At 44.9% G+C, this 24,453-nt stretch carries 23 protein-coding genes; 13 read left to right on the forward strand and 10 right to left on the reverse strand.

The window, feature by feature from the left end; genetic code table 11:
* Nucleotides 1-19 precede the first annotated feature (19 nt).
* Nucleotides 20-508, reverse strand: coding sequence for a hypothetical protein (locus ACWPOD_RS00085; RefSeq protein ID WP_167427191.1), 489 nt, complete (start codon nucleotides 506-508; stop codon nucleotides 20-22).
* Between the two features lie 379 nt (nucleotides 509-887).
* On the opposite strand from ACWPOD_RS00085, the gene ACWPOD_RS00090 reads away from it, so the two are divergent.
* The 10 genes from ACWPOD_RS00090 to ACWPOD_RS00135 all read left to right on the forward strand — a co-directional run bounded on the left by ACWPOD_RS00090 (nucleotide 888) and on the right by ACWPOD_RS00135 (nucleotide 8,493).
* Nucleotides 888-1,517, forward strand: a complete 630-nt coding sequence (locus tag ACWPOD_RS00090) for a PepSY-associated TM helix domain-containing protein (protein ID WP_085344263.1) — start codon at nucleotides 888-890, stop codon at nucleotides 1,515-1,517.
* A gap of 21 nt (nucleotides 1,518-1,538) precedes the next feature.
* Entirely contained in the window at nucleotides 1,539-2,078 is a 540-nt protein-coding gene (locus ACWPOD_RS00095; protein WP_124007440.1) for a DUF2271 domain-containing protein, read from the forward strand.
* 15 nt (nucleotides 2,079-2,093) lie between these two features.
* Entirely contained in the window at nucleotides 2,094-2,924 is an 831-nt protein-coding gene (locus tag ACWPOD_RS00100) for a DUF4198 domain-containing protein (RefSeq protein ID WP_167427192.1), read from the forward strand.
* A 42-nt stretch (nucleotides 2,925-2,966) separates the two neighbouring features.
* On the forward strand, nucleotides 2,967-3,287 hold the full coding sequence (locus ACWPOD_RS00105; protein WP_005374251.1) for a hypothetical protein: 321 nt from the start codon (nucleotides 2,967-2,969) through the stop codon (nucleotides 3,285-3,287).
* Nucleotides 3,284-3,838 (forward strand): DUF6162 family protein, encoded by a 555-nt coding sequence (locus ACWPOD_RS00110; RefSeq protein WP_167427193.1) that lies wholly within the window; start codon nucleotides 3,284-3,286, stop codon nucleotides 3,836-3,838. The genes ACWPOD_RS00105 and ACWPOD_RS00110 overlap by 4 nt, the downstream gene beginning before the upstream one ends.
* A gap of 22 nt (nucleotides 3,839-3,860) precedes the next feature.
* Nucleotides 3,861-4,787, forward strand: a complete 927-nt coding sequence (locus ACWPOD_RS00115) for a metal ABC transporter solute-binding protein, Zn/Mn family (RefSeq protein WP_047007957.1) — start codon at nucleotides 3,861-3,863, stop codon at nucleotides 4,785-4,787.
* Nucleotides 4,787-5,515 carry a metal ABC transporter ATP-binding protein gene (locus tag ACWPOD_RS00120; protein WP_167427194.1) on the forward strand — a complete coding sequence of 243 codons (729 nt, stop codon included), beginning with the start codon at nucleotides 4,787-4,789 and terminating at the stop codon, nucleotides 5,513-5,515. The genes ACWPOD_RS00115 and ACWPOD_RS00120 overlap by 1 nt, the downstream gene beginning before the upstream one ends.
* Complete coding sequence (locus ACWPOD_RS00125) at nucleotides 5,515-6,390, forward strand: metal ABC transporter permease (RefSeq protein ID WP_005393560.1); 876 nt, start codon at nucleotides 5,515-5,517, stop codon at nucleotides 6,388-6,390. Before ACWPOD_RS00120 ends, ACWPOD_RS00125 begins: the two co-directional genes overlap by 1 nt.
* Before the next feature lie 22 nt (nucleotides 6,391-6,412).
* Nucleotides 6,413-7,282 (forward strand): metal ABC transporter solute-binding protein, Zn/Mn family, encoded by an 870-nt coding sequence (locus ACWPOD_RS00130; RefSeq protein WP_167427196.1) that lies wholly within the window; start codon nucleotides 6,413-6,415, stop codon nucleotides 7,280-7,282.
* Nucleotides 7,283-7,497: 215 nt separating this feature from the next.
* Nucleotides 7,498-8,493, forward strand: a complete 996-nt coding sequence (locus ACWPOD_RS00135; RefSeq protein WP_006741232.1) for a porin — start codon at nucleotides 7,498-7,500, stop codon at nucleotides 8,491-8,493.
* Between the two features lie 213 nt (nucleotides 8,494-8,706).
* On the opposite strand, the gene ACWPOD_RS00140 is transcribed toward ACWPOD_RS00135, so the two are convergent.
* From ACWPOD_RS00140 to speA, 4 genes are all read right to left on the reverse strand, one after another.
* On the reverse strand, nucleotides 8,707-10,872 hold the full coding sequence (locus ACWPOD_RS00140; RefSeq protein WP_456231398.1) for a S9 family peptidase: 2,166 nt from the start codon (nucleotides 10,870-10,872) through the stop codon (nucleotides 8,707-8,709).
* A gap of 310 nt (nucleotides 10,873-11,182) precedes the next feature.
* Nucleotides 11,183-12,388 carry a multidrug efflux MFS transporter EmrD gene (emrD, locus tag ACWPOD_RS00145; protein WP_005393574.1) on the reverse strand — a complete coding sequence of 402 codons (1,206 nt, stop codon included), beginning with the start codon at nucleotides 12,386-12,388 and terminating at the stop codon, nucleotides 11,183-11,185.
* A gap of 411 nt (nucleotides 12,389-12,799) precedes the next feature.
* Nucleotides 12,800-13,720 (reverse strand): agmatinase, encoded by a 921-nt coding sequence (gene speB / locus ACWPOD_RS00150; RefSeq protein WP_167427198.1) that lies wholly within the window; start codon nucleotides 13,718-13,720, stop codon nucleotides 12,800-12,802.
* Between the two features lies 1 nt (nucleotide 13,721).
* On the reverse strand, nucleotides 13,722-15,632 hold the full coding sequence (speA, locus tag ACWPOD_RS00155) for an arginine decarboxylase (protein WP_456231399.1): 1,911 nt from the start codon (nucleotides 15,630-15,632) through the stop codon (nucleotides 13,722-13,724).
* A gap of 323 nt (nucleotides 15,633-15,955) precedes the next feature.
* Here speA and ACWPOD_RS00160 point away from each other — a divergent pair, with 323 nt between their 5' ends.
* Entirely contained in the window at nucleotides 15,956-16,681 is a 726-nt protein-coding gene (locus ACWPOD_RS00160) for an MBL fold metallo-hydrolase (RefSeq protein WP_046873896.1), read from the forward strand.
* Between the two features lie 66 nt (nucleotides 16,682-16,747).
* Here the strand turns inward: ACWPOD_RS00160 and ACWPOD_RS00165 are convergent, their stop codons facing one another.
* From ACWPOD_RS00165 to ACWPOD_RS00180, 4 genes are all read right to left on the reverse strand, one after another.
* Nucleotides 16,748-17,176: an ATP-dependent zinc protease family protein gene (locus tag ACWPOD_RS00165; protein ID WP_005393584.1), complete on the reverse strand. Its 429-nt coding sequence runs from the start codon at nucleotides 17,174-17,176 to the stop codon at nucleotides 16,748-16,750.
* Between the two features lie 62 nt (nucleotides 17,177-17,238).
* Nucleotides 17,239-18,144: a 30S ribosomal protein S6--L-glutamate ligase gene (gene rimK, locus ACWPOD_RS00170; RefSeq protein WP_005393586.1), complete on the reverse strand. Its 906-nt coding sequence runs from the start codon at nucleotides 18,142-18,144 to the stop codon at nucleotides 17,239-17,241.
* Nucleotides 18,145-18,445: 301 nt separating this feature from the next.
* On the reverse strand, nucleotides 18,446-19,354 hold the full coding sequence (locus tag ACWPOD_RS00175; RefSeq protein ID WP_065645588.1) for a LysR family transcriptional regulator: 909 nt from the start codon (nucleotides 19,352-19,354) through the stop codon (nucleotides 18,446-18,448).
* Between the two features lie 529 nt (nucleotides 19,355-19,883).
* Nucleotides 19,884-20,129, reverse strand: coding sequence for a hypothetical protein (locus tag ACWPOD_RS00180; RefSeq protein ID WP_456231400.1), 246 nt, complete (start codon nucleotides 20,127-20,129; stop codon nucleotides 19,884-19,886).
* A gap of 167 nt (nucleotides 20,130-20,296) precedes the next feature.
* Between ACWPOD_RS00180 and ACWPOD_RS00185 the strand changes: the two genes are divergently transcribed.
* Entirely contained in the window at nucleotides 20,297-21,163 is an 867-nt protein-coding gene (locus ACWPOD_RS00185; protein ID WP_048624666.1) for a helix-turn-helix transcriptional regulator, read from the forward strand.
* A 631-nt stretch (nucleotides 21,164-21,794) separates the two neighbouring features.
* Here ACWPOD_RS00185 and ACWPOD_RS00190 read toward each other — a convergent pair.
* Nucleotides 21,795-22,133, reverse strand: a complete 339-nt coding sequence (locus ACWPOD_RS00190) for a YggL 50S ribosome-binding family protein (protein WP_074189730.1) — start codon at nucleotides 22,131-22,133, stop codon at nucleotides 21,795-21,797.
* A 266-nt stretch (nucleotides 22,134-22,399) separates the two neighbouring features.
* Here ACWPOD_RS00190 and ACWPOD_RS00195 point away from each other — a divergent pair, with 266 nt between their 5' ends.
* The gene (locus tag ACWPOD_RS00195) at nucleotides 22,400-24,436 is read left to right on the forward strand and encodes a PhoX family protein (RefSeq protein WP_456231401.1); all 2,037 of its coding nucleotides are present in this window, start codon (nucleotides 22,400-22,402) and stop codon (nucleotides 24,434-24,436) included.
* Nucleotides 24,437-24,453: the final 17 nt, after the last annotated feature.

Here is a 24,453-nt window from a genome sequence, read left to right on the forward strand (position 1 = left end):
CTAAAGTCATAAAGGCTATTTACTGTATGAGCTTTTCATAAAAGGCTAACGCATCAAATGGTCGGGAGAAAAAAGGGCTTTTCTCTATATATTCTTGATGCACTTTGCTTAGTGTTTCAAACTTTTCTCTCGATGTAGATTCGATATGAAAAGTAAGGCTTTCAGTCGATTCTACAAGCTTTAATGTTGAAGTTCTTGAAGCGTTATTTTTTGCTATTAATAGATAATACGCTAGTTCTTGCTTCTCTTTTAATACACAAGCCTCAAAAGCTTTCTCGCTTAAAAACGGCAGAACAGGAGTAAATGCTTCTATATGCTTCTTTGAATACTCTAGGGTTTGTTTGTCAGGTGTATTCTGGTCTGCCATAGATTCGCACAGCTTTATCTTAGCACCATAATTATCGATAGATTGGCTTACGTTGTTAAACAAACTGGCTTCAAACTTTTCACTTGCGAAAGTGACACTTGAGAAAAGTGATAAGAGAATTATTCCAACATTCTTGTTCATATTTTTCCTTCTGAACTACACCATAACGTTTGGCTAGCATCAGAAAATCTTCTCTATCTAACCCTACACTAACTTCTTAGCTTACCTTTTTAATCTAGCTTATCGATAGCTTTTAAGCTTTTCATTAAATATACATAAAGGCGCATTTTGGTGGAGTCTATCCCACTTTTTAGTATTGGAAATATCATTAAATTTTGAGTCATTAAAATTAATAGGGTTATTATCTAGAGGGTAGGCAATTGGTCACTCATATTGGCGCAAATAGTTACAACATGCGCCAGCCAAGCTGAATTGAAAAAGTAAACAATGTAAATTAAATGCCAATACGAATGATTATCACCTAAATTATGCCCCACATTTATTGGTGATGATTGTTTCTATGCTGCTTAAAAGCAAAGGTGTTCAAACTTGGGCTCGCCGCCTACATATCTATATTTCGATGGCTCTTCTCTTAGTTACGCTGTTTTTTGCAATAACTGGAATTACCCTCAATCGCCCCGAATTATTTGAACGCCGTGAACCTATCATTCAACAACATACTCTGACGGTTCCGCACTCAGTTCTATTCTCACATTCAGATACCTTTCAACCTAATCGTGAAGGGCTGGTGGCTTTCTTGACTAAAGAAACCGAGCTTCGCGGCACTCCCTCCGCACTAGATGTGTATACCGAAGTTGAGCAAGGTGAGTTGTTACTCGGAGAGCTGTCTATGGATTTTAAAGGCCCAGGTTATAACGCTACGGTCTTTATCGATATGACCACCGGTGCGGCAGAGGTTGAAACGACGCACTACGGTATTGTTGCGTTGTTGAACGATCTACATAAAGGCCGCAACAGTGGTGGGATTTGGAAGTGGTTTATCGACGTCACTGCGCTTTTGATGGTGTTTTTTGTTCTAACAGGTGTGTGCTTATTACTGCCTAAGAAGAAGACGCTTAGAACGTCAATGCAATGGATGAGCTTTGGTACGTTACTGTCGCTCGTGATTTATTTTGTTGCTGTTCCATAACAGCTTTTTTAGAGAACACTTATGTTGAACACAGGAAGATTTTTCCGCCGTAATCACTTTTGTAAAGCCGCTTTGATCGCGGCTTTTGCTCCTTTCTCTCTTTCTGCGGCTCCTCTACCAGATAACGCGAAGATCGATTTCGAATTCGAACTTCCAAAGATAGACACTTCAATGTACGCACGCCCTTATGTGGCGGTGTGGGTTGAAAATGACCAGCGTAAACCGGTTAAAACCATTCAGCTATGGGTAGGAAAAGACGAATGGCTAAAAGACCTGCGCAGCTGGTGGAGAAAAGCGGGTCGTTATGATCGTGAACTTGTTGATGCGGTGACGTCTGCAACGCGCCCTGCTGGACAGTACCGTTTTGTCTGGGACGGAACCAATGATGCAGGAAAGCGTTTGGAGCAAGGAAATTACACGTTGTACGTCGAAGTTGTTCGTGAACATGGTGGGCGAAACTACTTACGTCAAAAAATAACGCTAGCGGACAGTGACGTGCGCTATGAGCTTAAACCAACACAAGAGACGGGTGTCATCACCGTCAATTATCAAGTTAAGTGATTAAAGGACACAACAATGAAAACCAAAATGAAAGCAGTGGCATGGGCGAGTGTAATGGCAATGGGATTGGCTGTAACCACCACCGCACAAGCACATCCACGTTGGGTTCTGCCCTCTCACTTTACGGTTTCTAAAGAAGGCGGTGACTGGCTGACATTTGATGTTACTGCCTCTCACGGAACGTTTGTTTTTGATAAGCCTGCGGGTAGTGACCAGGCGTTTGTGGTGATGCCGGATGGCCGCTCTGAGCGTCCTAACTTTGTTGTTCGTGGCAAGCGTCGCTCTATGTTTGATTTCTTTTTTACAGAAGAAGGCACGCACAAAGTCGCGATTAATAATCAGCCGAGCTATTACACACAATACAAAGCGGGCCGTCGTGATACGGTGAAATGGGCGCGAGCAAACAAAGCTGAGCGTGATGACGTGCTTCCCGAGCAAGCGCGTGATGTGGTTACTCAACTAAGCTACACCCGAGCAGAAAGCTACATTACGGTTGGTATGCCAACGGACAAAGCGTTGGAGATTGAAGGCAAAATGCTGGAGATGAAACCGATCACGCATCCATCGGATATCATTGAAGGTGAACCAGTCACTTTCCAGTTTTTCTTCAATGGTGAGCCACAAGAGGGCGTCACAGCGGAGATCACACGTGAAGGTACCATGTACCGAAACCATCAAGAACAAATCGATGTGGTGAGCGATAAAGATGGCAAAGTGATCTTCACGCCAGAAGTCGCCGGGCGCTACTTAATGAAAGCGAACTACAAAGGTGAATTAAAAGATAATCCATTGGCGGATAAAGCGAGTGCCAATGTTCATCTTACGTTTGAAACTCAACTTAACTAATCGAATTAGGCTCAGCAATTGCTGGGCCATTTTGGAATTATCATGAATAACACTTCTCTTCTAAAAGCGGTTTTGCTTTTTTCTGGATTTGCTTCTTTTCACGCTGCTGCACACTTCCCTCTGATGAGTTGTCACTTGGCGCAAGATAAAGTGATTTGTGAAGCGGGCTACTCGGATGGATCGACAGCGGTCGACTACGATGTCGAAATGTACGATTACGACGACAATCTGATCGCCAAAGAAAAAACAGATAAGCGTTCCATCGCAGAATTTACTCACCCTGAAACAGATTTCTATTTGGTATTTGATGCCGGACATGAAAGCCCGGTGGAAGTGGATATCGTTGAGCTGAAAGAGAAATGAGTGTACAGAAAGTTCGCCCTGATGATGGTAACCGAGAAGGAAAGTGGGTCGCACTGACAATCGCAGTGATTCTCGGTTCTGCAGCCATAATTATGCCCTACCATCAGGTCGCGACTGAAAAGCCAGACATACAGGCTCATCAAGTTTTAATCACGGACTTACATCAAAACGAGTTGGGTTTGATCGCTGAACTTAAGCTTGCTCATGAAGAGATTCGTGATTTGCAGCTAGAAACTGGAACTTGGCCTGAGGTCTCTGACATGGAGGCGCTTTGGATTGCTCCATTCGTAAAAGACCAAAACTGGAAGCGCAAAGGGTCTCATCAGTGGAAACGAATCGATGACGGAGTCTACATTGGCATGAAGAAAAATGCCCAAGGTTCTGCCTCTATGCTTCTGGATAGCCGTGGCTCTCAAGCTGATATTTGGTTTAGTGATTCTAGCCGATCGTTAAATGCGGAGGTACTAAGCGATCTAGCAAAACGCCGCCAGCATGGCTGGCAACAAATCGTTCTGTCAGATTCCTCTTCTTCCCATTCTCACGCCCATTAAGACAACATAATTGATAAGTACTATGATCAAACGCTCTCTTTTACGTCGTATTCTTACAGCCACCGTGTTATTGACGGTGTCTTCTACAGGCTTTGCTGCCGATAAACTCAGTATTGGTATTACGCTTCAACCTTATTACAGCTATGTCAAAGCTGTTGTTGATGACAAGGCGAACATCATTCCTCTGGTCGATGCTGGTTTTAACCCTCATAACTATTTACCGCAACCCAATGATCTTAAACGTTTGAATGAAATGGATGCGATAGTGATCAATGGTATTGGTCATGACGATTTTGCACTGAAAGTGATCAAAGCCTCTCAGCGTGATGATCTCGTGGTTATCGAAGCGAACAAAGAAGTGCCTCTGTTACCGGCGATGGGGCAGTCAGTTGGTCAAGGTGCAGTGAACCCTCACACCTTTGTTGGTCTATCGACCACTATTCAAAAGGTTTACACCATCGCGAGTGAGCTAAGTAAACTGGACCCAGACAACGCTACTTTTTATCGCCAAAATGCTCGTAAATATGCGAAAACTTTCCGCCTGATGAAGCGTGATGCAATGTTGTCTCTTGGTGAGTTGGACACGGCTGGTATGAAGGTGGCGACAACCCATAATGCTTACGGCTATATCCTTCAGGAGTTTGGTGTTGACGTCGCAGCTGTCATTGAGCCTGCTCATGGCGTTGAACCAAGTGCCAGTCAGTTGCAGGAAACGATTGAGAAAATTCGTGAATCGGGTATTGATGTGCTGTTTTATGAGCTCAATATGCCGAACCGTTTTGTTGATACCATCGAAGAGGCGACTGGGGTGCAGCTTTATCGCTTTTCTCACATGACTCACGGTGAGTATGAGGCTGATAAAGTCGAACTTGAGATGCGAGATAACGTGGAAACGCTCATTGAGGCAATGAAGTTTGTTGCGAGCAAGCGAGCAGGGGAAAAGGCGTAATGACTGGACCTTCCGTTTCCTTAAGTAACGTGGGCCTAAAATACGCCGACAATATTATTTTGCAGAACATCAGCGCTGAATTCGAGAGCGCTAAATGCCACGTTATCATGGGGCCGAATGGTGGTGGGAAAACCTCTTTGCTTCGTTCGATACTTGGGCTAACAACATTTTCGGGAAACATTGCACTCAATTGGCCAGAGCAATCAGCTGCATCGGGTAAGATAGGATATGTACCACAAAAGGCGATGTTCGAGGCAAGCCTCCCGTTAACCGTGATGGATTTTGTGCTGCTTAATCAAACCCGTATCCCTCTATTTTGGCGACGTAAAACTAAACAAACTCAACATGCCCTGGCCCAGCTGGATCGCGTGGGTATGGCAACGCGTAGCGACCGTCGTATGGGGCAACTCTCTGGCGGTGAACAACAGCGTGTTTTGTTTGCGCAAGCTTTACTGGATGAGCCCAATTTATTGGTTTTAGATGAACCTACAACTGGTATGGACGAGCAAGGTGTTCGGTATCTTGAAGGTTTGATTCATGAAGTCGTTGGAGAAGGCAAAACGGTACTGGCAGTACACCATGACGTGACCGCAGTGCGCCGTTTAGATGCTCAGGTCCATGTCGTAAATCGTCAAATTGTGGCGTCAGGTCACCATTCAGATGTGCTAAGCCCTGATCGTATAGAAACATTATTTAAGCACTACACAGCAAAAGTGGAGGCTGCATAATGGATTGGTTACGAGAGTTAGCGGTTAGCGGCGTTGAAGCTGGATGGTTAAGCGATAGCTTTTCTTATGCCTTCATGGTGAACGCAATTGTGGCTGCGTTGATATTAGGACCATTACTTGGTGGCCTTGGTACATTAGTCATCGCCAAGCGACTGGCTTTTTTCTCCGAAGCGGTTGGGCACGCTGCGCTTACCGGAATCGCGATTGGTGTGTTACTCGGTGAGCCGCCAGAGAATCCGATCATCGGATTGTTTAGCTTTTGTATGATTTTTGCGCTGTTGCTTCACTTTGTTCGTAATCGTACGAATGTACCTTACGACACACTGGTTGGGGTTTTTCTTGCACTAGCGTTAGCGGTTGGTGCTGCGCTGTTAATGTACGTCGCTCGTAAGATCAACATTCACATGTTGGAGAACGTGTTGTTTGGATCGATCTTGACGGTGACGGACAACGATATCCTTATTTTAGCGATCAGTTGTTTGATCATATTACTGCTTCTTATTCCTACGTTTAACCGCATTTTGCTGACTTGTATCAGCCCGGATATTGCACGTGTACGCGGCTTTAATACCAGCTTTTATGATTACTTATTTGTCATGATGATCACCTTGGTCACCATCGCCGCGGTCAAGATTATTGGCGCGGTATTGGTTGGTGCATTGCTACTGATTCCTGGTGCAACGGCTAGGTTATTGACTAAACGCATGGGCAGTTTCGTTCTCCTTTCTTCTTTATTGGCAACCATTGCGTGTTTAGTCGGAACCATACTGCCGATGGAGCTTGAGCTACCAGTGCCATCAGGCGCATCCATCATCATTGTTTCTGCGGCCTTTTTCCTAACAGCAACGGTTTACCGAATTATCCAAAAAGCGTAACCCTTTTTATAAAGTAATGAACATGAAGATAAAAAAATTAGCGATAACTTTTGGTTTGGTTATAGCGACGACACTTCCATCGTTGGCAAGCGCCAAAGACATTTTAACCAGCACTCCCGTCACGTACATGTTGTCTGAGCAACTCATGAAAGGTACAGGGATAGAGACTCAGTATCTGCCTCCAAAGCGTTACGGCGTTGAGCGTCTTGAGAACTGGTTCGCAAATAAAGGTACAGAGCAAGTTAAGCAAGCGGGTCAAGCCGCGACGGTTGCTATTACTCTTGGTGCGATTTGGAAACAAGACCCGACTTATGTTTACGCTCGACAGGGCAACATTCACTTGATTGAAATCGATGCATCGCAGGCCATTTCTCCTAGAGCTCAAGGAGTTGCAGTACTGACATTGGAAAACGGGTCAACATCGAAGTACGCGTGGCTGAACCCTACAAACTTAATCCGAATGGCGGGTATTGTTGGAGAGGATCTACAACGTGTATATCCTGAACACCAAAAGGCGATTCAAACGAATCAACAGGCTTTTATGCTCAATGTGCGTGAACTGATCAACCAACAACAGGCAGAGATCTTCGATAAAAGCATCGATTCAGTGGTACTGATGAGTGAGTCACTAGAGGACTTTGCCTCTGGCAACCAATTGTTTGTGGTTGGGCGCGAATTTAAGCCGGAACTCGAGTGGACAGAAGAAGACAAATTATCTTTAAAAGCTCAGTTTGAACAAGATAAAACGCTATGGTTAGTGACGGATAAACGACCGTCGAAAACCTTGACATCGCTTATTAAACCGAGTCGTATACTGCAAATTGATGTTATTGACCGCTGGGGCAGTAAGGGTATCAAAACTGAGAAGCCACTCGCACGTTGGGAGATGTGACACGTAAAAAGCCACAGATTTTATGATGGGGAATGAAAAGTTCCCTATTTTTTTGTGACTTAGTTCAAAATGTGAGCATTAATACCACTGGTTGCATAAGAAAGTGTTTGTTTCATTTCTATTTCATTACTACTTTGTTATGTGTTCGTTGCGATTGATTCGGATTTAATCTGTCTCTAAGCGAACCGGTACAAACAACTATACGGATGTTAACAATGAAAATGAAAACTCTAGCCGTTGCAGTGGCGGCACTAGCATGTGGTTCACAGGCCTTCGCAGCAGAAGTTTATAACAGCGATGGTACATCTTTATCGATCGGCGGTCACGTTTCAGTTGGCGTGGGTGAGTACTACGAGGAAGATGTGAAAGTTCATCAAGTGTCTCCACGTATTAACGTCGCGGGTAAGAAAGACATTGGCAACGGTATCACTATCGACGCTAAAGGTGAATGGGCGCTTAACTACCTAAATGGTGGTGAACAGTCATTCAAAACTCGTCTAGGTTACATCGGTGCAACTCACGAGCAGTACGGTCGCCTTGTTGCAGGTACTCAATGGTCACCTTACTACGATGTCGCTGGTGTTGCGGATCTACCAATCGCGTTTGCGAACGACTTTTTGTACGACAACCACGGCAACCTAGGCTCAGCTCGTGCTGATAAAATGCTTAGCTACCGTAAAGGTTTTGAATTTGGTGAAGGCTTTGCTTTCAACCTAGGTCTAGGTTGGCAAGGTGAGCAAACTTCAGATGCAACAACATACGAGCAACGTGGTCAAGTTGCACTGAGCGGTTCTGTAGCTGGCTTTGGCCTAGGCTACGTATACAGCGGCGGTGATGTTAAAAACGCGACTCTAGGTACTAAGAACGCTGAATCACACCTATTCTCTGTAAACTACGGTCAGTACGGTTCAGGTCTATACGCAGCAGTAGTATACGGTATGAACGATTACTTCTACGAGATGCGTAAAGAGACTTCTCAAATTGAAGCTCTTTTGGCATACGGCGTGAACGATTGGACATTCAGCGTTAACTACGAAGGCGTAGAAGACGAAGAAGACAACAAGACAGTTTCAAGCGAAACTGCGCTACAAGCAGAGTACGCTGTAACTCCTGCTTTCGTAACGTTTGCTGCTTACCAGTTTGACCTAGGTAACGATTACACTAGCGAAGAGAACGACTACTGGACTCTAGGTGCTCGTTACTACTTCTAATAAATAGGCCAGTTTCTACTGCCTAAACACATTTATTGTGTTAACGCCTACTCGTTGTGAGTAGGCGTTTTTCTTTCTGCTTTCCGTTGGCTATAAGAGACACTGGTAATGATGTGCTTAGGTACCCCAACTCTCTGTTTAGAGAGTGCGTCTATAAAAAATGCCCGCAACTGCGGGCATTTTGTTGTTAGAGATACAGTTCAATTGAAACGATTATTTTTTATCGAGTAAATCGAGAAAGAACGCATACTCTAGCGTATCTTCTTTTAAGCGTTTAAATCGACCAGATGCGCCGCCGTGTCCGGCTTCCATATCGGTTTTGAACAACAAGACGTTATCGTCTGTCTTCATTTCACGAAGTTTGGCGACCCACTTCATTGGTTCAAAGTACTGTACTTGAGAGTCGTGCAAGCCAGTCGTTACCAACATGTTTGGGTAGTTTTGCGCCTTGATGTTGTCGTAAGGCGAGTAACTCAACATATAGTCATAGTATGTTTTGTTATTTGGGTTACCCCATTCATCATATTCATTGGTGGTCAATGGAATTGATTCATCGAGCATGGTGGTTACCACGTCCACAAACGGAACATGTGCACCGATACCGCGATACAATTCTGGTGCTTGGTTGATGACTGCCCCCATTAAGAGACCACCTGCAGAGCCACCAACAGCGAAGACTTTATCTTTCGCGCCGTAGCCTTGTTCAACCAAACCTTTAGTTACATCAATAAAGTCGTTGAATGTGTTTTGCTTGGTGAGTTTTTTACCATCCTCATACCAAGGACGGCCAAGCATTTCAGAACCGCGAATGTGAGCGATGGCGTAAACAAAGCCGCGGTCTAATAGACTCAAACGTGTCGAGCGGAAAGTTGGCTCAATGGTTGCGCCATAAGATCCATAACCATATTGGTAGAGTGGATTCGTACCATCCTTCTTAAATAAGTCTTTACGATACACCAAAGAAACGGGTACTTCTTTACCGTCACGGGCTGTGATCATAATGCGTTCTGATTGGTAATTGTCAGGATTAAAATCACCAAGTACAGGTGTTCGCTTCATGATTTCTGACTCGCCCGTTTTTAGATCGAAATCGTAGTAGGTTCCTGGAGTGGTTAAACTGCTGTAATAAATACGAACTTTCTCGTTATCCAGCTCTAGGTTACCTGTCAAATAGGCTGCAAACGCATCGTCATTAAATGTGAGGGGGAATTCTTTTCCTGTAGAGAGCTGACGTACAGTGACGCTTGCTAGGCCGTTAGAGCGCTGCTCATAGACGAGGTGATCATCGAATAGCTCGAAGTCGACAAGTTGAGTCTTGTCGTCTGCGGCAATCACGTCTTGCCACTTAGAGCGATCGTGCATCTCTTCTTGCTTAACTTTCATCAAACGGAAGTTCACGGCTTGATAGTTGGTATAAATGTAATACCAATCGCCTAGCTTAGAAATGCTGTATTCAATGCCATTTTCACGAGGATAAAAAGGCTTCGCCTTTGCTTTAGGGTTGTTCGCATCGATGATGGAGACGCCGCTGGTTTCTGTACTGGAATGCCAGATATAAATATCTTCGCCATCTTTGCTTTTGCTTAGTGAGGTGTAATAGGCGCTGTCGGTTTCTTCAAAAATCAACTCATCACTGCTTTGTGGCGTGCCTAAAACATGACGATACACTTGGTAGCCCAGCAAGGTCTGTGGATCTTTTTTGATGTAGTAAAAGGCGTTGTTATCGTTCTGCCATGCAATCGCGCTTGAGGCGCCTTCGATTTCATCTTGTAGGTAATTGCCTGTTTTCAGGTCTTTGATCTTAAGAGTGTAAACGCGGCGGCTTAATGTATCTTCGCCATACGCTAGTAAGTTTTCATTCGGACTAACGTACAAGCCGCCAATACTGAAGAACTCATGTGCTTTTGCAAGTTCATTGACATCTAAAATGACTTGCTTGTCTTTACCTCCAAAGTCTTTAGCTCGAAGGTGAACTTCGTATTCGTTATCTCCGGTCACTTCACTTGAGTAGAAGTAGTTGCCTTTACGCACAGGAACGGAGTTGTCGTCTTTTGCTATGCGACCTTTAATTTCTTCAAATAGCTCATTTTGAAGAGCTTCAGTGTGCTTGAGAACGGTTTCCGCATACTGATTTTCTTGCTCTAGGTGCTGCAAAATTTCCGGATCTTTACGTTCGTCGTCACGCATCCAGTAGTAGTTATCAACGCGAGTATCACCATGAATAGTCATCGCGTGAGGGACTTTTTTCGCAACCGGAGCTTGAGTTTGTTGAGCAACGATCTGTGATTGGGAGTATTGAGTCATGCTGGGGGTTCCTTGATTGCTGCATCCGGCGACAAGCGCGACCGAGACGGCCAACGTAGTTAAAGTGAAACGCATCTGTTTTTGTCCTTATTATACGCCCAAGTGGCCTCATCCTGAGGGCTGGGCTTTCATTTCGTTAGTGGTTTTCAGTTGTCCATTCTTTGTTATGGGGTGTGCCGAAAAAGTGAGAATTCTCAATATTTCCGAGTTGGCTACTCAATTTGAAGGGAGCTGAAAACACATTGTGTAAGCAGCTGTTATTTTTAACAAATATCAATTCGAAAGTTAAATCATTCTCATCGGTAAATCGATATAGTGTGATATGAAAAAGGGACACACTAGTTTAGTGTGTCCCTTTTGGATTTTGAACGTTAGTCGATAATGATCAGATGACTTGCGGCACTTCGTTTGAGTGGTTGTGCGCTCGATTTACCCACATGAGCCCAAGCATTGCAATTACCGACATTGCCATCATCAAAACACCTAGTGGCATCTGGTTATGCGCTGGAAATAGCGATGCAAGCAAGGTTGCAATACCGGCGCCCAAGTTCTGCATGCCACCCAGAGTCGCACCAGCTGTCCCCGCGTGGTAAGGGAACGGAGCAATTGCTCCGGTTGTTGCGGCTGGGAATAGGATACCCGCACCCAAAAAGTACACGGTTGCGCCACCAACCAGCGTTAACGCCGTGGTTAAACCAAACAAGCCAGGGATGAGCACAATAGCAGAGCCAACAAAAATCGATACCAAGCCCACATTTAAAGCACGACGCTCAGAGCGACGCTGCGCGATGTAGCTAGATAAGCCGGCACCCACCAAGTAACCCGGGATCGGTAAGATAAACAGTAAACTTACCGTTGTTGCTGGTAATGCCAATACACCACCTAGCAATACCCCAGCTGCTGCCTCGAACACACCTACGCCAGCAAACGTCGCAACTAGGCAGATCAAAAAGCCTTGGAAGCGGCGGTCAGACAAAACGTGTTTGTAGCTTTTGGCTACTGGTTCGAACTTGCGTTTCTCTTTTGGTAGCGTCTCCATCATGCTGGTCATCATGGTAATCACCACTGCAATGCCAAACAGCGCTAAGAATAGGTAGCTAGAGCGCCAGCCAAACGCTTCGGTTAAGTAGCCGCCAAGTACGGGAGCCAACAATGGTGAGAAAATCACACACATGCTGATTAAGCTATTTGCTCTGTGTAGCTCAGAACCTTCAAAGCAGTCGCGAGTCAGAGTACGTGACATCGCACCACCGCAGCCAATACCTAAACCTTGGATGAAACTACCAATCAAGAACCATTCAAATTGGTGTGCAAAGAGCGCCACCAATGTACCTACGATGTAGATAAGTAGGCCTGCTATGATGATTGGCTTGCGACCTAAGCGGTCCGATAACGTACCGTACACGAATTGCGATAAGCCATATGGAATCAGGTAACAAGCCATCACAGCTTGAAGTGATGACGCAGACACCAAAAACTCACCCGCCATATGACCGATTGAAGGCACGTACATTGTTTGGGTCATTTGACCCACGGCAGTCAATATTGCGATTAAAAAGGTAAGTTTCGCTAATGGAAACGAAGCAGACATTTGCGTATCTCTCCAAAAAATTTAAGACGTAAAAACCCTTAGCGCTCTAATGCAGAGTGCCAACAGACTTTTGGTGTTACGGGGCTATTTGCGCGAGATATTAGTCTTTGCGTGTACAATTAGCAATCGAAAAGTGTGAAGTTGAGCAAGATAAAAATCTATAATATGCATTAGAAAAACTAATCTTAATTTGCATTCGGAAATAGGCTGCTTTTCTTTGTTGAATTACGTTAAATCTCTTATTTGTTGTGAATGTAAACCTACTTATAGGTCATTGGTTTTTATGGTTAAAATCGAGGGGAGAAGAATTGTTTTGGTTAGCCAGAGCAAGACATGGTTCGAACGAAGAAAAGACTGGAGAAGGCACCATGAACAAAAAGGGAGCCGAAGCTCCCTTAGAAATGATTATGTTTATTCGCGGCCAGATGCGTATGCGTAAAGCATTTCTAGCGCGATGGTTGCTCCCGCTAATGCGGTAACATCACTGTGGTCGTACGGAGGCGATACTTCTACAACATCCATACCCACAATATTCATACCGGCTAAGCCACGAATGATCTTCAGTGCTTTGTCTGAGTTCAAGCCACCACAAACGGGTGTACCTGTTCCTGGTGCGAAGGCTGGATCCAAGCAGTCGATGTCAAAAGTAACATACACTGGCTTGTCTGCGACGGTGCGACGAATCTCTTCTAAGATCTCGTCCACCGACATGTCATTCGCTTGCATCGCATTAATCACATTGAAGCCGTGATCTTGCTGTTTGTATTCAGTACGAATACCGATTTGTACTGAGTTCTTCGCAGAGATCAAACCTTCTTTCGGCGCATGGTAGAACATTGTACCGTGGTCGTATGAACTGCCATTTGCGTAGGTATCCGTATGAGCGTCAAAGTGAATCAGAGCCATTTGACCATGATGCTTCGCGTAGGCACGCAGGATAGGCAGTGTGATGAAGTGGTCACCGCCCAATCCCAACATGGTTTTACCGCTTTTTAGAATTTCACTGGTTGCCGCCTCTAGACGGTAAGTGAAATCTTCCGCATCACCACAGTCAAACACGAGATCGCCCGCGTCGATCACTTTCAGCTTATCCAATACGTTGAAGTCCCAAGGGAACTTCTTACCTTCCCATGCCAAGTTGACTGAGGCACGGCGAATCGCATCTGGACCCATGCGCGCGCCTGGACGACCAGATGTAGCCATGTCCAGAGGAACTCCTAGCACCACAACGTCTGCGTCTGCCGATACCGGATTACGAATGTACGGTAGACGTAAAAACGACATAGAGTTGGAGTAAAGCGAATAATCGGTTTTAGTAAACAAATCATTCATATCAGAAGTCCTCTAAATAGGTGTATCCCGCTAGACCTTGTTCTAGTTCTGCTAGGATTTTTGCTTGTTCATTGGCTTCAACTCGTTGGGAAACCAATTGTTTGTAATTGTCACGAATCGCATCCACGTCGATATGAACGTAGCGCATCATGTCTTCTACACTATCACCTTCATTGATGTAACTGATCTCAAATTGACCGTGTTCATCAACATTGACTACTGCACTGTGGGTGTCACCAAATAGGTTGTGCATGTCACCAAGGATTTCTTGGTATGCGCCTACTAGGAAAAAGCCCATTAGGTATGGTTTGTCTTTGCTCCAAGCTGGTACAGGTAGCGTGCTCTCGATGCCTTGACCATCAACGTAGTGATCGATCGCGCCATCAGAGTCACAGGTGATGTCCAACATTACCGCACGACGCTCTTCCGCATCGCCAAGGCCAGAAAGTGGTAGAACAGGGAACACCTGATCAATACCCCAAGCATCTGGTAGAGATTGGAAGAGAGAGAAGTTCACGAAGAACTTATCTGCAAGACGTTCGCTCAACTCGTCCAGAATCGGACGGTGGAAGCGATTTTTAGTGCTCATCTTGCGGCTTAGTTCGAAGTAAATGCGCAGTGACAGTTGCTCTGCCCACGCACGTTGCTCCAAGTTAAGCACGCCAGTTGCGAATTGAGAGTGTACCTCTGCCAAATCACTTTGGGTATCGTTGTAGATCTCAATTAACGCACGAGCGTCGGTACCATCTTGTAAGTTTTCCCAGTTTCGCCACATGTTTTGTAGTAAAAGTGGAGCATCTGCGCCAAGTTCATGCACTTCTTCCGGTTGGTATGTTTCTGTACCAATTACGTTAGAAATCAACACAGCGTGGTGCGCTGTCAGTGAACGACCGGATTCCGATATGATCACTGGCATCGGTTGTTCGTATTGCTGACACACGTCGCCCACTGTGTTGACGATATTACGTGCGTACTCTGCAAGGCCGTAGTTCATCGAGTTCGATGATTGGCTGCGTGTGCCGTCGTAGTCGACTGCCAAACCGCCGCCCACATCGAAGTATTCGATGTTTGCACCCAGTGCGCGCAGTTCGCAGTAGAAACGTGCAGACTCATTCACACCATTACGTACGTCACGGATGTTTGCCATCTGTGAGCCAAGGTGGAAGTGAACCAATTGCATCGCATCTAGGCTGCCTTCGCGTTTCAGACGTTCAATAACGCTAAGCACTTGCGATGCAGACAAACCAAATTTCGATTTTTCACCGCCACTTGCTTGCCATTTCCCCGCACCTTGAGAGGCGAGGCGAATGCGCAAACCAAGGCGCGGTTTTACGCCCAAGCTTTTCGCTTCTTCTAGCACCAGATCCAGCTCAGAAAGCTTCTCTAGTACGATGAATACCTTGTGGCCCAGCTTTTCACCGATCAGTGCAAGACGCACATACTCACGGTCTTTGTAGCCGTTACACACGATCACGGAGCTGCCTTGTTGAGCCAATGCAAGTACTGCCAACAATTCTGGCTTGCTACCCGCTTCAAGACCAAGCTGTTTGGTTTCTAGTTGAGCTTGGCTCGCTAGAATTTCATCCACCACTTCACGTTGTTGGTTTACTTTAATTGGGTACACCAACAGGTATTTGTTTGGATATTGGTATTCTTCAATTGCTTGGTTGAAAGCGTGGCAAATTCCATGCACACGTTGGTGCACGATTTGCGGGAAGCGCACTAATACAGGCAGATTTAACTGCTTCGCTTCTAGCTCATTTACAATGGCACTGAAAGGGATTTGATGTGCACGATCACTACGAGGTGATACGTAAACCTCGCCTTGGTCATCAATACCGTAGAAACCTTGGCTCCAGTAGTGAACGTTGTAGTCCGCGCGGATGCGGTCTAATTTAGTTGCTTTTTCCAACTCGATTCTCACAAAAATGTACTTAAGTCCTTAATTAATTAGAAGGAAAAGTACAAAAAAGCAAATCATGAGGCATTAACCTCATACCCTGACACGAACTCCGTGTGCGCGCATTAACGGACAAAAGTGCCGCTGAGTCTAATGATTAAAATCTATCATCTCGATTATGATTTCTTGTCGTGCGCTGATGTGAACATTTGTTTACCAGTGCGTCCATTCAGCTGTTATAGTTGGTCTGACCAGCATGGAAGCGGTCATGAAAAATCTCACTCAAATAAGGACATATTTTGCAGCTGCACAGAATTCAGGGATACATTCAGACCATGTATCTCGCCGAATATCCCGATAAATTAATGTTGCTTGATGGTGCAAGTCGAGCAGACATTCCTCACCTTAAAGATTTTATTGAACATCAACTCCATCGTCCTTTTTCTGACCTAAAGTTGGTCGTTGTGACACACATGCATCCAGACCACGCTGGTGGCGCGCACAAACTGCGTGATTTAACTGGATGTAAGCTATTGGCCGCAAAGCGAGAGAGCCAATGGTATAGCGGTGTAGATGGTTGGCTAATGCATTTGACCGATTTGATGTTAGCGCGCTGGATGGCGAACCGGATGCGTAAACCAAAGCAAAACCTGTGGTATTCGCGCAAGTTAAAGCCCGATATAGAACTCATCGATGGTGAGTGTATTCCGGGGTTTGATGATTGGCAGGTGCTAGAAACGCAGGGACATACCGATAGAGATTTGTCGGTTTATCATTCTGAACAAGATGTATTGTATGTGGCGGATTTGATGGTGCAGGTTAAGAAACATCTTATTGCGCCGTTTCCCATATTTCATCCAAACCAATATCGCCAATCATTAAAGCGTGTGTTTGAGATGAATCCGCAATGTTTGCTTTTGGCGCATGGGGGAGAGGTGACTTTTGATGAGAAAGCGTATCAGCACATTCTGCATACTGCGCCAACTAAGCCGATGACCCATTGGCGCGTTACAAAGGTCAAAGCGAAGGGATTGTTGTTTGCGCTATTTAGTAGGAAGTAGACGAAGATAAAGCCAGACGAGTGATGCTCAACAAAAACGTTCGATCACTCATCTGAAGCTACGGGGTTAAGATGCCAATAAGTGAGATTGGCTAGGGTCTACCAGCACTTTGTCTGCCATGCCCTGACGACCTAACAGCATCATGTAAGTCATTTTTTCACGGTTGGTCAACGTAATGTCGATTGGCCATTGTTTGTCACCCATGCGCAGCATGGTGGTGATAACGCAGCGATGCTCAAAGGTACCGTTTGAAGATTTCACTTTACGGTTTGCCTTTAGCTTCGCTGTGCAGCGAACCACTTGTTCTAAATGATAAACATCCGGGTGTAGATCGAATGCAACGTAAGACTGACCATCTTTTTCAAAGCAATCAATGTTATCTACATGCAATGAAGAGGTTTGTGCGCCCGTATCAATGCGCGCTTCAAGGTGAGTAATCCCTAACTCAGGTAAGCAAATAGCTTCGGCGTTCCCAATGATCATTTTCTGATTCATAGTGTCATCCTAGCGATGAGTAATACGAGAGCCTACTAAGCAGGCTCTCACTCAAACAATTATCAACCTTTACCACGAGTACGGTTTGCGTGTGGTTTTGCGTTTTTCTCGATAAAGTCGAAAATCATACCAGCAACGTCTTTTTCTGTTGCGAGCTCGATACCTTCAAGACCTGGTGAAGAATTCACTTCCATTACCACTGGGCCGTTTTTAGATTGAAGGATATCTACACCGCATAGGTTTAACCCCATGACTTTTGCCGCGTTAATCGCAGTAGCGCGCTCTTCTTTGCTTAGTCGCACTAACTGTGCAGAGCCGCCGCGATGTAAGTTAGAGCGGAACTCGCCTTCTTTCGCTTGGCGCTTCATCGCTGCAATCACTTTATTACCGACAACAAAGCAACGTATGTCTGCGCCTTTAGCTTCTTCGATGAACTCTTGCACCATGATGTTTGCTTTCAACCCCATGAATGCTTCGATCACGCTTTCTGCTGCTTTGTTGGTTTCAGCAAGCACAACACCGATGCCTTGAGTTCCTTCTAGTAATTTAATCACTAGAGGTGCGCCACCAACATTTTTGATCACGTCCTGAATGTTATCAGGGTGGTGAGCAAAGCCAGTGCGCGGCAAGCCGATGCCTTTACGCGATAACAGTTGCAACGAGCGTAATTTGTCACGAGAGCGGCTAATCGCGACTGATTCGTTGACACAAAATGTGCCCATCATTTCAAACTGACGTACAACCGCGGTACCGTAGAATGTGATGGATGCACCGATGCGAGGAATCACAGCGTCGTATTGTGGCAATTCTTCACCCTTATAGCGGATCTTAGGGTTGTTGCTCGTAATGTCCATATAACAGTGCAGAGTATCGATGACGTCTACTTGATGTCCACGCTCTTCACCTGCCTGTTTTAGGCGCATGGTTGAATATAAATTCTCATTACGAGAGAGAATAGCAATACGCATGGCAATTCCTTAGTAAGTCAGTACCAAATTAAAAATATAAGTATAGAGTATAGAATGCAGCAGGTATGTGATATTTAGGTGATATTACCTACTGACTTCAACGATTTAGATGTGTGGTTGGACAACCACTTCGTTAGAGGTGCGCACCTTAGGTTTTTTTCTCGCGAGAAGAAAACGAAAAAAACTCGTCGTTACGACAAAAATAATTTGTTGAATCATCGGGCATTCCCAGCGTTGTAAGCTGGAAGTTGTCTGTGGGCTTTTTTAAGCAAACGGATTACAACGAGTTTAAAACGTTAGGCTATTCTGTAGTTTGTTTTGAGTTTGTGATGACGTCCAATAACACATCTTTAATTGTTTGATAGCGCAGTGGCAGAACACGACTGCGTTTGCGAACTAAAAATAACTCTTCACACACGGTGTTTTTCAGTTGTGCGATGTGCAAGGTATCTTTTTGTGGGAAGTTGTCGACAGCACTTTGAGGCAGCACGGTGAAGCCGAGTCCTTTACTCACAGGTAGTAAAATTTGGCTTAATTGATTCACGTAGCCGGATAATGGTAAATCGCTCATCTTAATTTCTTGGAGCTCTTGTTCCGCGCATTGGTCAAAAAACAGCGTCATGTAGTGCTTGGCATCAGGATGGGCAATGACACCACAGTCGTGCAAGAGTTGTGGTGTTATCTGCTTTTCGCGGTATTGATTAGGTAGGACTAAGCACAACTGCTCCTTACCAATTCTTTCACTGTGAAATAAACCTTTGTGAGGAACATCAGTTACGATACCAATATCAATGCTCCCTTCCGTTATTGCATTGAGAATCGAGTGATTGGGTGCGGCTTCTAAATGCAGCGATAAGCCTGGGTGCTGTTTTTGCTTTTCTAAAAGAGGGCCATACAGCATCAATGCCATTGCGCCAGAACAGGCCAGTTTACAGTGACCTGAAAATGCATCATCAAAACTGAGTTCTTCGAGCAACGCTTTCTCTCTTTCTTCTAACTCCAGCGCGTAGGCGTAAACAATCCGACCTTGCTCTGTTAATTCGAAGCTTTTGTTTTCACGTTTGATCAGCGCATGCTGACAACTTTGCTCTAACTTTTTGATGTGTTGGCTGACACCAGGTTGGGTCATAAAAAGTTTTTCTGCCGTTTGTGTGAAATGACCGACTTCAATCAATGTCTTAAATGTATGTAACCAAACAGGATTAAGCATAATGTGAGATTTGCTTTGAGCTTGCTGAAAGACGTAGAGAAAATGATAGCACGGCACGAAATAAATCGACGCAAGAGAATCGGGTGCCTCGCGAATAATAAATAGCAGACAAAATAAAACCCCGCCTGGTTTCCCAGACGGGGCTTATTCTTTTTCGCAGCAATCCGGCTACTATAGGTGCTCCCTGCATCTATCCTTGATTGTGGTTAAGTCCTTTAACCGAGTTCCTTGTTCATCGCCTTCCTAGCGGTGTCCATTCTTGCCTATCATCCTGACGGGCGAACTCTATCCTAGAGCTTAACTACATCCTTGCTGATAACTCATCCTAAGCTACCAAATCTTCATCCTGAAGATACCTAGTCCATTAGGTTTTTTTCCTGTTCCCGCCAACATCCTGTCGACACAATCAGTATTGATGTTTTGCTGATTACTCTCAATTAGCTAGGTAAAAAAACTTTGGCAGCGAATATTGTTTGAAATGATATAACTGATAATTTTCAATGGCTTATGTTAATTTTTCGATTTTGTCTTAGTCAATGATGGTCGTTTTGCTTACATTGCTTGTAAGAGATCTCGCACAAGGTGTCGAGCAAATGTCCGAATTGGCGTCGTTTACATCCTGTTTAAGAGTTTGCTCAAGATCACAACTCGATTTGTAGCCATAAAATTTGGCGATAGTGTTAGGTGGAATTTCCATTTCTTTGATGGCGAATGTTGCCCATTCATCACGTGTTTTGTGCAGGACTTGGCGTAGCTTGACAGTGAAGTGACTCATGAAAGCCTCCTTAGTTATCTTGTCTTTCAAGGCAACAATAAGGAGCGTGACGACACAAAGTTGATAGTATGCCGCTTAATATCAATACTATTTCGGCGTGATGAAGATTAAGCTGGCAATACTGATATTATTTGAGCGTGAAACAATACTATTTTGTGGAGTAGCCAATGGCACACATCGAAAAAGTACCACAAAGACCAGGTTTTTCTTGGCGCTATCGTCGCATTGATGAGCCAGAAAAAGAGTACGATCTCCATTTTCACGATGATGTGTTTGAATTAGTCATCCATCGCCACTTCACTGGCAGTTTGCATATTGGTCATCACGAATTAGAAGTGACTCACAACCAAATGCTATTGATCGCTCCAGGTGTGCCTCACTCTATTCATTCCACATTGGTCGAGAGCAAGTGCGAGACTCATGTGATCTGGTTTAAGCGTGAGTGGATTGCCAATTTGATGTTCTATTGCGCAGAGCTTAGAAAGCTTGATCCGCTTTTAAAGGCGGCCAACAAAGGTGTGGTGTTTTCTGAGCGGACAGCTCAGCACGTTGTGGATCTTCTGCATGAGCTCATGACGTTTCCTGCAATGGAGCAACTCTCGAGATTTCTCCATGTTTTGTCTCTGATTGCTCACGATGAAGGAGCGAAAACACTGATGACTCACTCTTATTTATCGATGAGTGAACACGAATTACAGGAAAGAGAACGAGTGGCAAGTGTCAACGCGTATCTCGAGCGTCACTTTGCTAGCAAAGTGACGCTCGCAGACTTGGCGAACTACTTATCGCTGAGTGAAAGTGCGGTCACAAGATTGTTTCAAAAGCACTTTAAAGAGCCGTTTAGCCAACGCCTAATGAAATTGCGGATCAATCATGCCGCAGATTTGCTGCAATCAACGCCTTTGCCGATTGGAATTGTGTTTGAGAGAGTAGGGTATCGAAACCAAGCCCTGTTTAATCGTCACTTCAAAACGTATAAAGGGCTTACGCCACGCGAGTACCGTCAGCAATATCAGCAGCGAATCCAGCCTTAATTGGGTCGCACACAACTGCGATCACGAACGCGAAAAGAGTTACTCGGCTGAAAGTGATGGGCAATTGATATCTTACTTGCAAAATTTTTCAGGAATCATTATTAAGATTCAGTGACAGATAATATAGGGAACTTGATTGCCATTTTTCTGTCATATCTGGTGAGTAAGTTAACCGTGTCAGAGAGATAATACGCCGTTTACTAGCCAAAGATGACTGCAAGAAATCGGTAATTATCATTATGTTGTGAAATTGGTCACGGTTAAATAATTGGTTCCCTTATAGATTGAAGGGGATTCGACCTTAGACAATAAGCTCCATAAGGAGCGTTACTTATATAAGATGAGGGATTTTACTATGAAAAAGACTAGAAGAGCTCAGCTACATCGTGTGCGCATTCAATACTGGAAAGACACGAAAGACGCACCAGCTAAAAAATCATAGTTAATGATACCTAAAGGCACGAGCTGGCAGTGGAACGCCGTTTCCCGCTGATTGCCAGCTCAAAAACGCCACAATCACATTCACTCCGCACAACCTCCCAGCACTCTACTTTTACTATCACACACTTCCAAAAGTAAAAAAGCCAGTCCGGAGACCAGCTTTTTATTATTGTCAGTATGACTCTGTTACTTACAGGTAGTTTGCGTCAACCAAGTCGCCAGCTTTTGCGCTTTTCACTTCTGGACGTGCTTCTAACCATGCAATAACTTGTGTTTTTTGCTCTTCAGTAGCACTGCCGTAACGGTCAGTAGAGCATAGGAAGCCTTCAAACAGTTCTAGACCACCGCCGCCGAAGCAAAGGCCAAGCCCATCAATGTAGTCGATAAAGTCATCAACGAATGCATCGTAACGGTCGAAGTCGTTGATGTCTGTTTCACAGCTGATCTCGAAACCTAGGATTGCGAACTCACCTAAGAACAGCTTTTTACGGATACGACGGCTCTTGTTATCGATCTTGTCTAATTTCATGATTATCTCTCGTAGATGATTTGAATTCGTACACCTTATACCTTCTATCACACTTTAGCCCAAGTAAAATCAGAATGAAGCGATACAGTTGGTGATTATGTGACCAAAACTTAATTGCTCAATTGGTAACGCTGCTGAGTTTGCTGCACTGCTGAAACACAAGTTTCATATGTTTTAAGCACTTTTGTCATTTTTCTTCTCCAAACTTCTTGCCGTTCAACTAATCACTTATTTATTAATTAAACTATAAGATCGGGAAAGTAAAAATGAGCAAGGAAACCTTTGACGCGACGCGTTATAACCAAAGTGAAAACAAACCATTTGAAGAAGTATTAGAAGCGAGCCTATCTCGACGCAGCATTCTAAAAGGTGGTTTAGGTATCAGTGCGATGACAGCGTTTGGTGCTTTCGGATTGGCTGGTTGTAATTCGTCTGACTCAGGAAGTACAGTAAGCAGTGGCTCGGGCGTATCTAAAGCCGTTCTTAACTTTGAATCTATCCCTGGCTCACTCACTGACGCCGTTTCAATTCCACAAGGCTACACCGCACAAGTATTGGTACCTTGGGGAACACCACTTAATGCACAAGGCAGCGCGTGGAAAAATGATGGCAGCAATACCAGCTCAGACCAACTTAACGCGTTGGGCATGCACCATGATGGCATGCACTTTTTCCCATTAAATGACAGTACGACCGACGGTCTGCTTTGCATCAACCACGAGTACATTGATACATCAGCACTGCATCCAAACGGTCCGACGGTTGAAAATGGCGTACGTACCATTGTAGATGAAGTGCGTAAAGAGATTAACGCGCACGGTGTATCAGTGGTTCGTATTCAGCTTGAAGACAACATGTGGAAGCTAGTCGATACCGATCCACTAAACCGCCGTTACACTGGTGCGACAGCAATGGACTTATCTGGCCCGGTCGCGCACACGTCACTAACCGTCACTCGTTTCTCGCCAGATGGCAGCCAAGCACGTGGTACGTTAAACAACTGTGGCAACGGCTACACGCCATGGGGCACTTACTTAACTTGTGAAGAGAACTGGCCAGGTTACTTTGTTAACGCCGGGACTCGTACAGAAGAACAAGATCGCATTGGTGTTGATGACCAAAGCACACGCTACTTGTGGGAAACACTTGCAGGAAATGCAGAAGAGCGTCTTGATGAGTTCTCTCGCTTTAATGTGGCTCCAACAGGAGCAAGTGCAATGGATGATTACCGTAATGAAGCCAATGGTCACGGTTACATCGTCGAAATAGACCCTTACACGCAAAACTCGCGTGCGAAGAAGCGTACTGCACTAGGTCGTTTCCGTCACGAAGGCTGTACGTTTGGTAAGCTTGAAGAAGGCAAACCAGTGGTATTCTACTCTGGTCACGACTCTCGCTTTGAGTACCTATACAAATTTGAATCTGCGGCAGCGTGGGATCCAGCAGATGCAAACTCGGAAAACCGCCTAGCGACAGGCGATAAGTATATGGACGAAGGCACACTGTATGTTGCGCGTTTCAATGAAGACAGTACAGGTACTTGGTTGCCGTTGAGGCTTGATAGCGTAACAAAATCTGGTGGTACGTTAGCGGAGCACTTTAACTCATTGGCTGAAATTATCATTAATACGGCAGGCGCGGCTGACCTCGTTGGGGCAACCCCAATGGATCGCCCAGAGTGGTGTACGGTTGATCCATTCACAGGCTCGGTTTACTTAACATTGACGAATAATACGCGCCGTACTGATGAAACCAATCCTGCGAACCCACGTTTGAACAATAAGTTTGGTCACGTTATTCGTTGGGATGAAGGGGCTTCAGCTACAGACTTTACTTGGGATATCTTTGTCTTTGGTTCGCCAGCAAATGGTGATGCAGATACCAACCGTTCTGGCCTGAATGAGCTAAACCAGTTTGCTAGCCCTGACGGATTAGCGTTTGATGGCCGTGGTATTTTGTGGATTCAGACCGATAACGGCGCAGATGAAGTTACGTCTTACACTAATGATCAAATGTTGGCCGTTGTGCCATCTAAGCTAACAGATGAGAATGGTGACCAAGCAGTGATTGGTGCGGATAACCAAGCGGAGCTTAAACGCTTCTTTGTCGGACCAAATGGTTGTGAAGTGACAGGCTTTACTATCAGCCCTGATTACAAATCATTGTTTGTGAATATTCAGCACCCAGGTAACTGGCCATACAGTGAAGATGCCGCCGAAGAAACGCCTGCTGGTGTTTCTGTGCGCCCAAGAGCGGCGACGGTTGTCATTCGACGTGAAGACGGTGGAGAGATTGCAGTTTAATCTCTAAATGCATTAAC

It is taken from the genome of Vibrio sp. JZG120 (assembly GCF_053890955.1).

Bases quoted from the DNA above. Each gene is read 5' to 3' on its own strand.
- ACWPOD_RS00165 (WP_005393584.1), bottom strand. From the start codon at position 17,176: ATGAATCAGAAAATGATCATTGGGAACGCCGAAGCTATTTGCTTACCT.
- ACWPOD_RS00190 (WP_074189730.1), bottom strand. From the start codon at position 22,133: ATGAAATTAGACAAGATCGATAACAAGAGCCGTCGTATCCGTAAAAAG.
- ACWPOD_RS00085 (WP_167427191.1), bottom strand. From the start codon at position 508: ATGAACAAGAATGTTGGAATAATTCTCTTATCACTTTTCTCAAGTGTC.
- ACWPOD_RS00125 (WP_005393560.1), top strand. From the start codon at position 5,515: ATGGATTGGTTACGAGAGTTAGCGGTTAGCGGCGTTGAAGCTGGATGG.
- ACWPOD_RS00140 (WP_456231398.1), bottom strand. From the start codon at position 10,872: ATGCGTTTCACTTTAACTACGTTGGCCGTCTCGGTCGCGCTTGTCGCC.
- ACWPOD_RS00130 (WP_167427196.1), top strand. From the start codon at position 6,413: ATGAAGATAAAAAAATTAGCGATAACTTTTGGTTTGGTTATAGCGACG.
- ACWPOD_RS00135 (WP_006741232.1), top strand. From the start codon at position 7,498: ATGAAAATGAAAACTCTAGCCGTTGCAGTGGCGGCACTAGCATGTGGT.
- rimK (WP_005393586.1), bottom strand. From the start codon at position 18,144: ATGCGTATTGCTATTCTCTCTCGTAATGAGAATTTATATTCAACCATG.
- ACWPOD_RS00110 (WP_167427193.1), top strand. From the start codon at position 3,284: ATGAGTGTACAGAAAGTTCGCCCTGATGATGGTAACCGAGAAGGAAAG.
- ACWPOD_RS00160 (WP_046873896.1), top strand. From the start codon at position 15,956: ATGTATCTCGCCGAATATCCCGATAAATTAATGTTGCTTGATGGTGCA.
- speB (WP_167427198.1), bottom strand. From the start codon at position 13,720: ATGAATGATTTGTTTACTAAAACCGATTATTCGCTTTACTCCAACTCT.
- emrD (WP_005393574.1), bottom strand. From the start codon at position 12,388: ATGTCTGCTTCGTTTCCATTAGCGAAACTTACCTTTTTAATCGCAATA.
- ACWPOD_RS00105 (WP_005374251.1), top strand. From the start codon at position 2,967: ATGAATAACACTTCTCTTCTAAAAGCGGTTTTGCTTTTTTCTGGATTT.
- ACWPOD_RS00100 (WP_167427192.1), top strand. From the start codon at position 2,094: ATGAAAACCAAAATGAAAGCAGTGGCATGGGCGAGTGTAATGGCAATG.
- ACWPOD_RS00120 (WP_167427194.1), top strand. From the start codon at position 4,787: ATGACTGGACCTTCCGTTTCCTTAAGTAACGTGGGCCTAAAATACGCC.
- ACWPOD_RS00185 (WP_048624666.1), top strand. From the start codon at position 20,297: ATGGCACACATCGAAAAAGTACCACAAAGACCAGGTTTTTCTTGGCGC.
- ACWPOD_RS00090 (WP_085344263.1), top strand. From the start codon at position 888: ATGCTGCTTAAAAGCAAAGGTGTTCAAACTTGGGCTCGCCGCCTACAT.
- ACWPOD_RS00195 (WP_456231401.1), top strand. From the start codon at position 22,400: ATGAGCAAGGAAACCTTTGACGCGACGCGTTATAACCAAAGTGAAAAC.
- ACWPOD_RS00115 (WP_047007957.1), top strand. From the start codon at position 3,861: ATGATCAAACGCTCTCTTTTACGTCGTATTCTTACAGCCACCGTGTTA.
- ACWPOD_RS00180 (WP_456231400.1), bottom strand. From the start codon at position 20,129: ATGAGTCACTTCACTGTCAAGCTACGCCAAGTCCTGCACAAAACACGT.
- ACWPOD_RS00175 (WP_065645588.1), bottom strand. From the start codon at position 19,354: ATGCTTAATCCTGTTTGGTTACATACATTTAAGACATTGATTGAAGTC.
- ACWPOD_RS00095 (WP_124007440.1), top strand. From the start codon at position 1,539: ATGTTGAACACAGGAAGATTTTTCCGCCGTAATCACTTTTGTAAAGCC.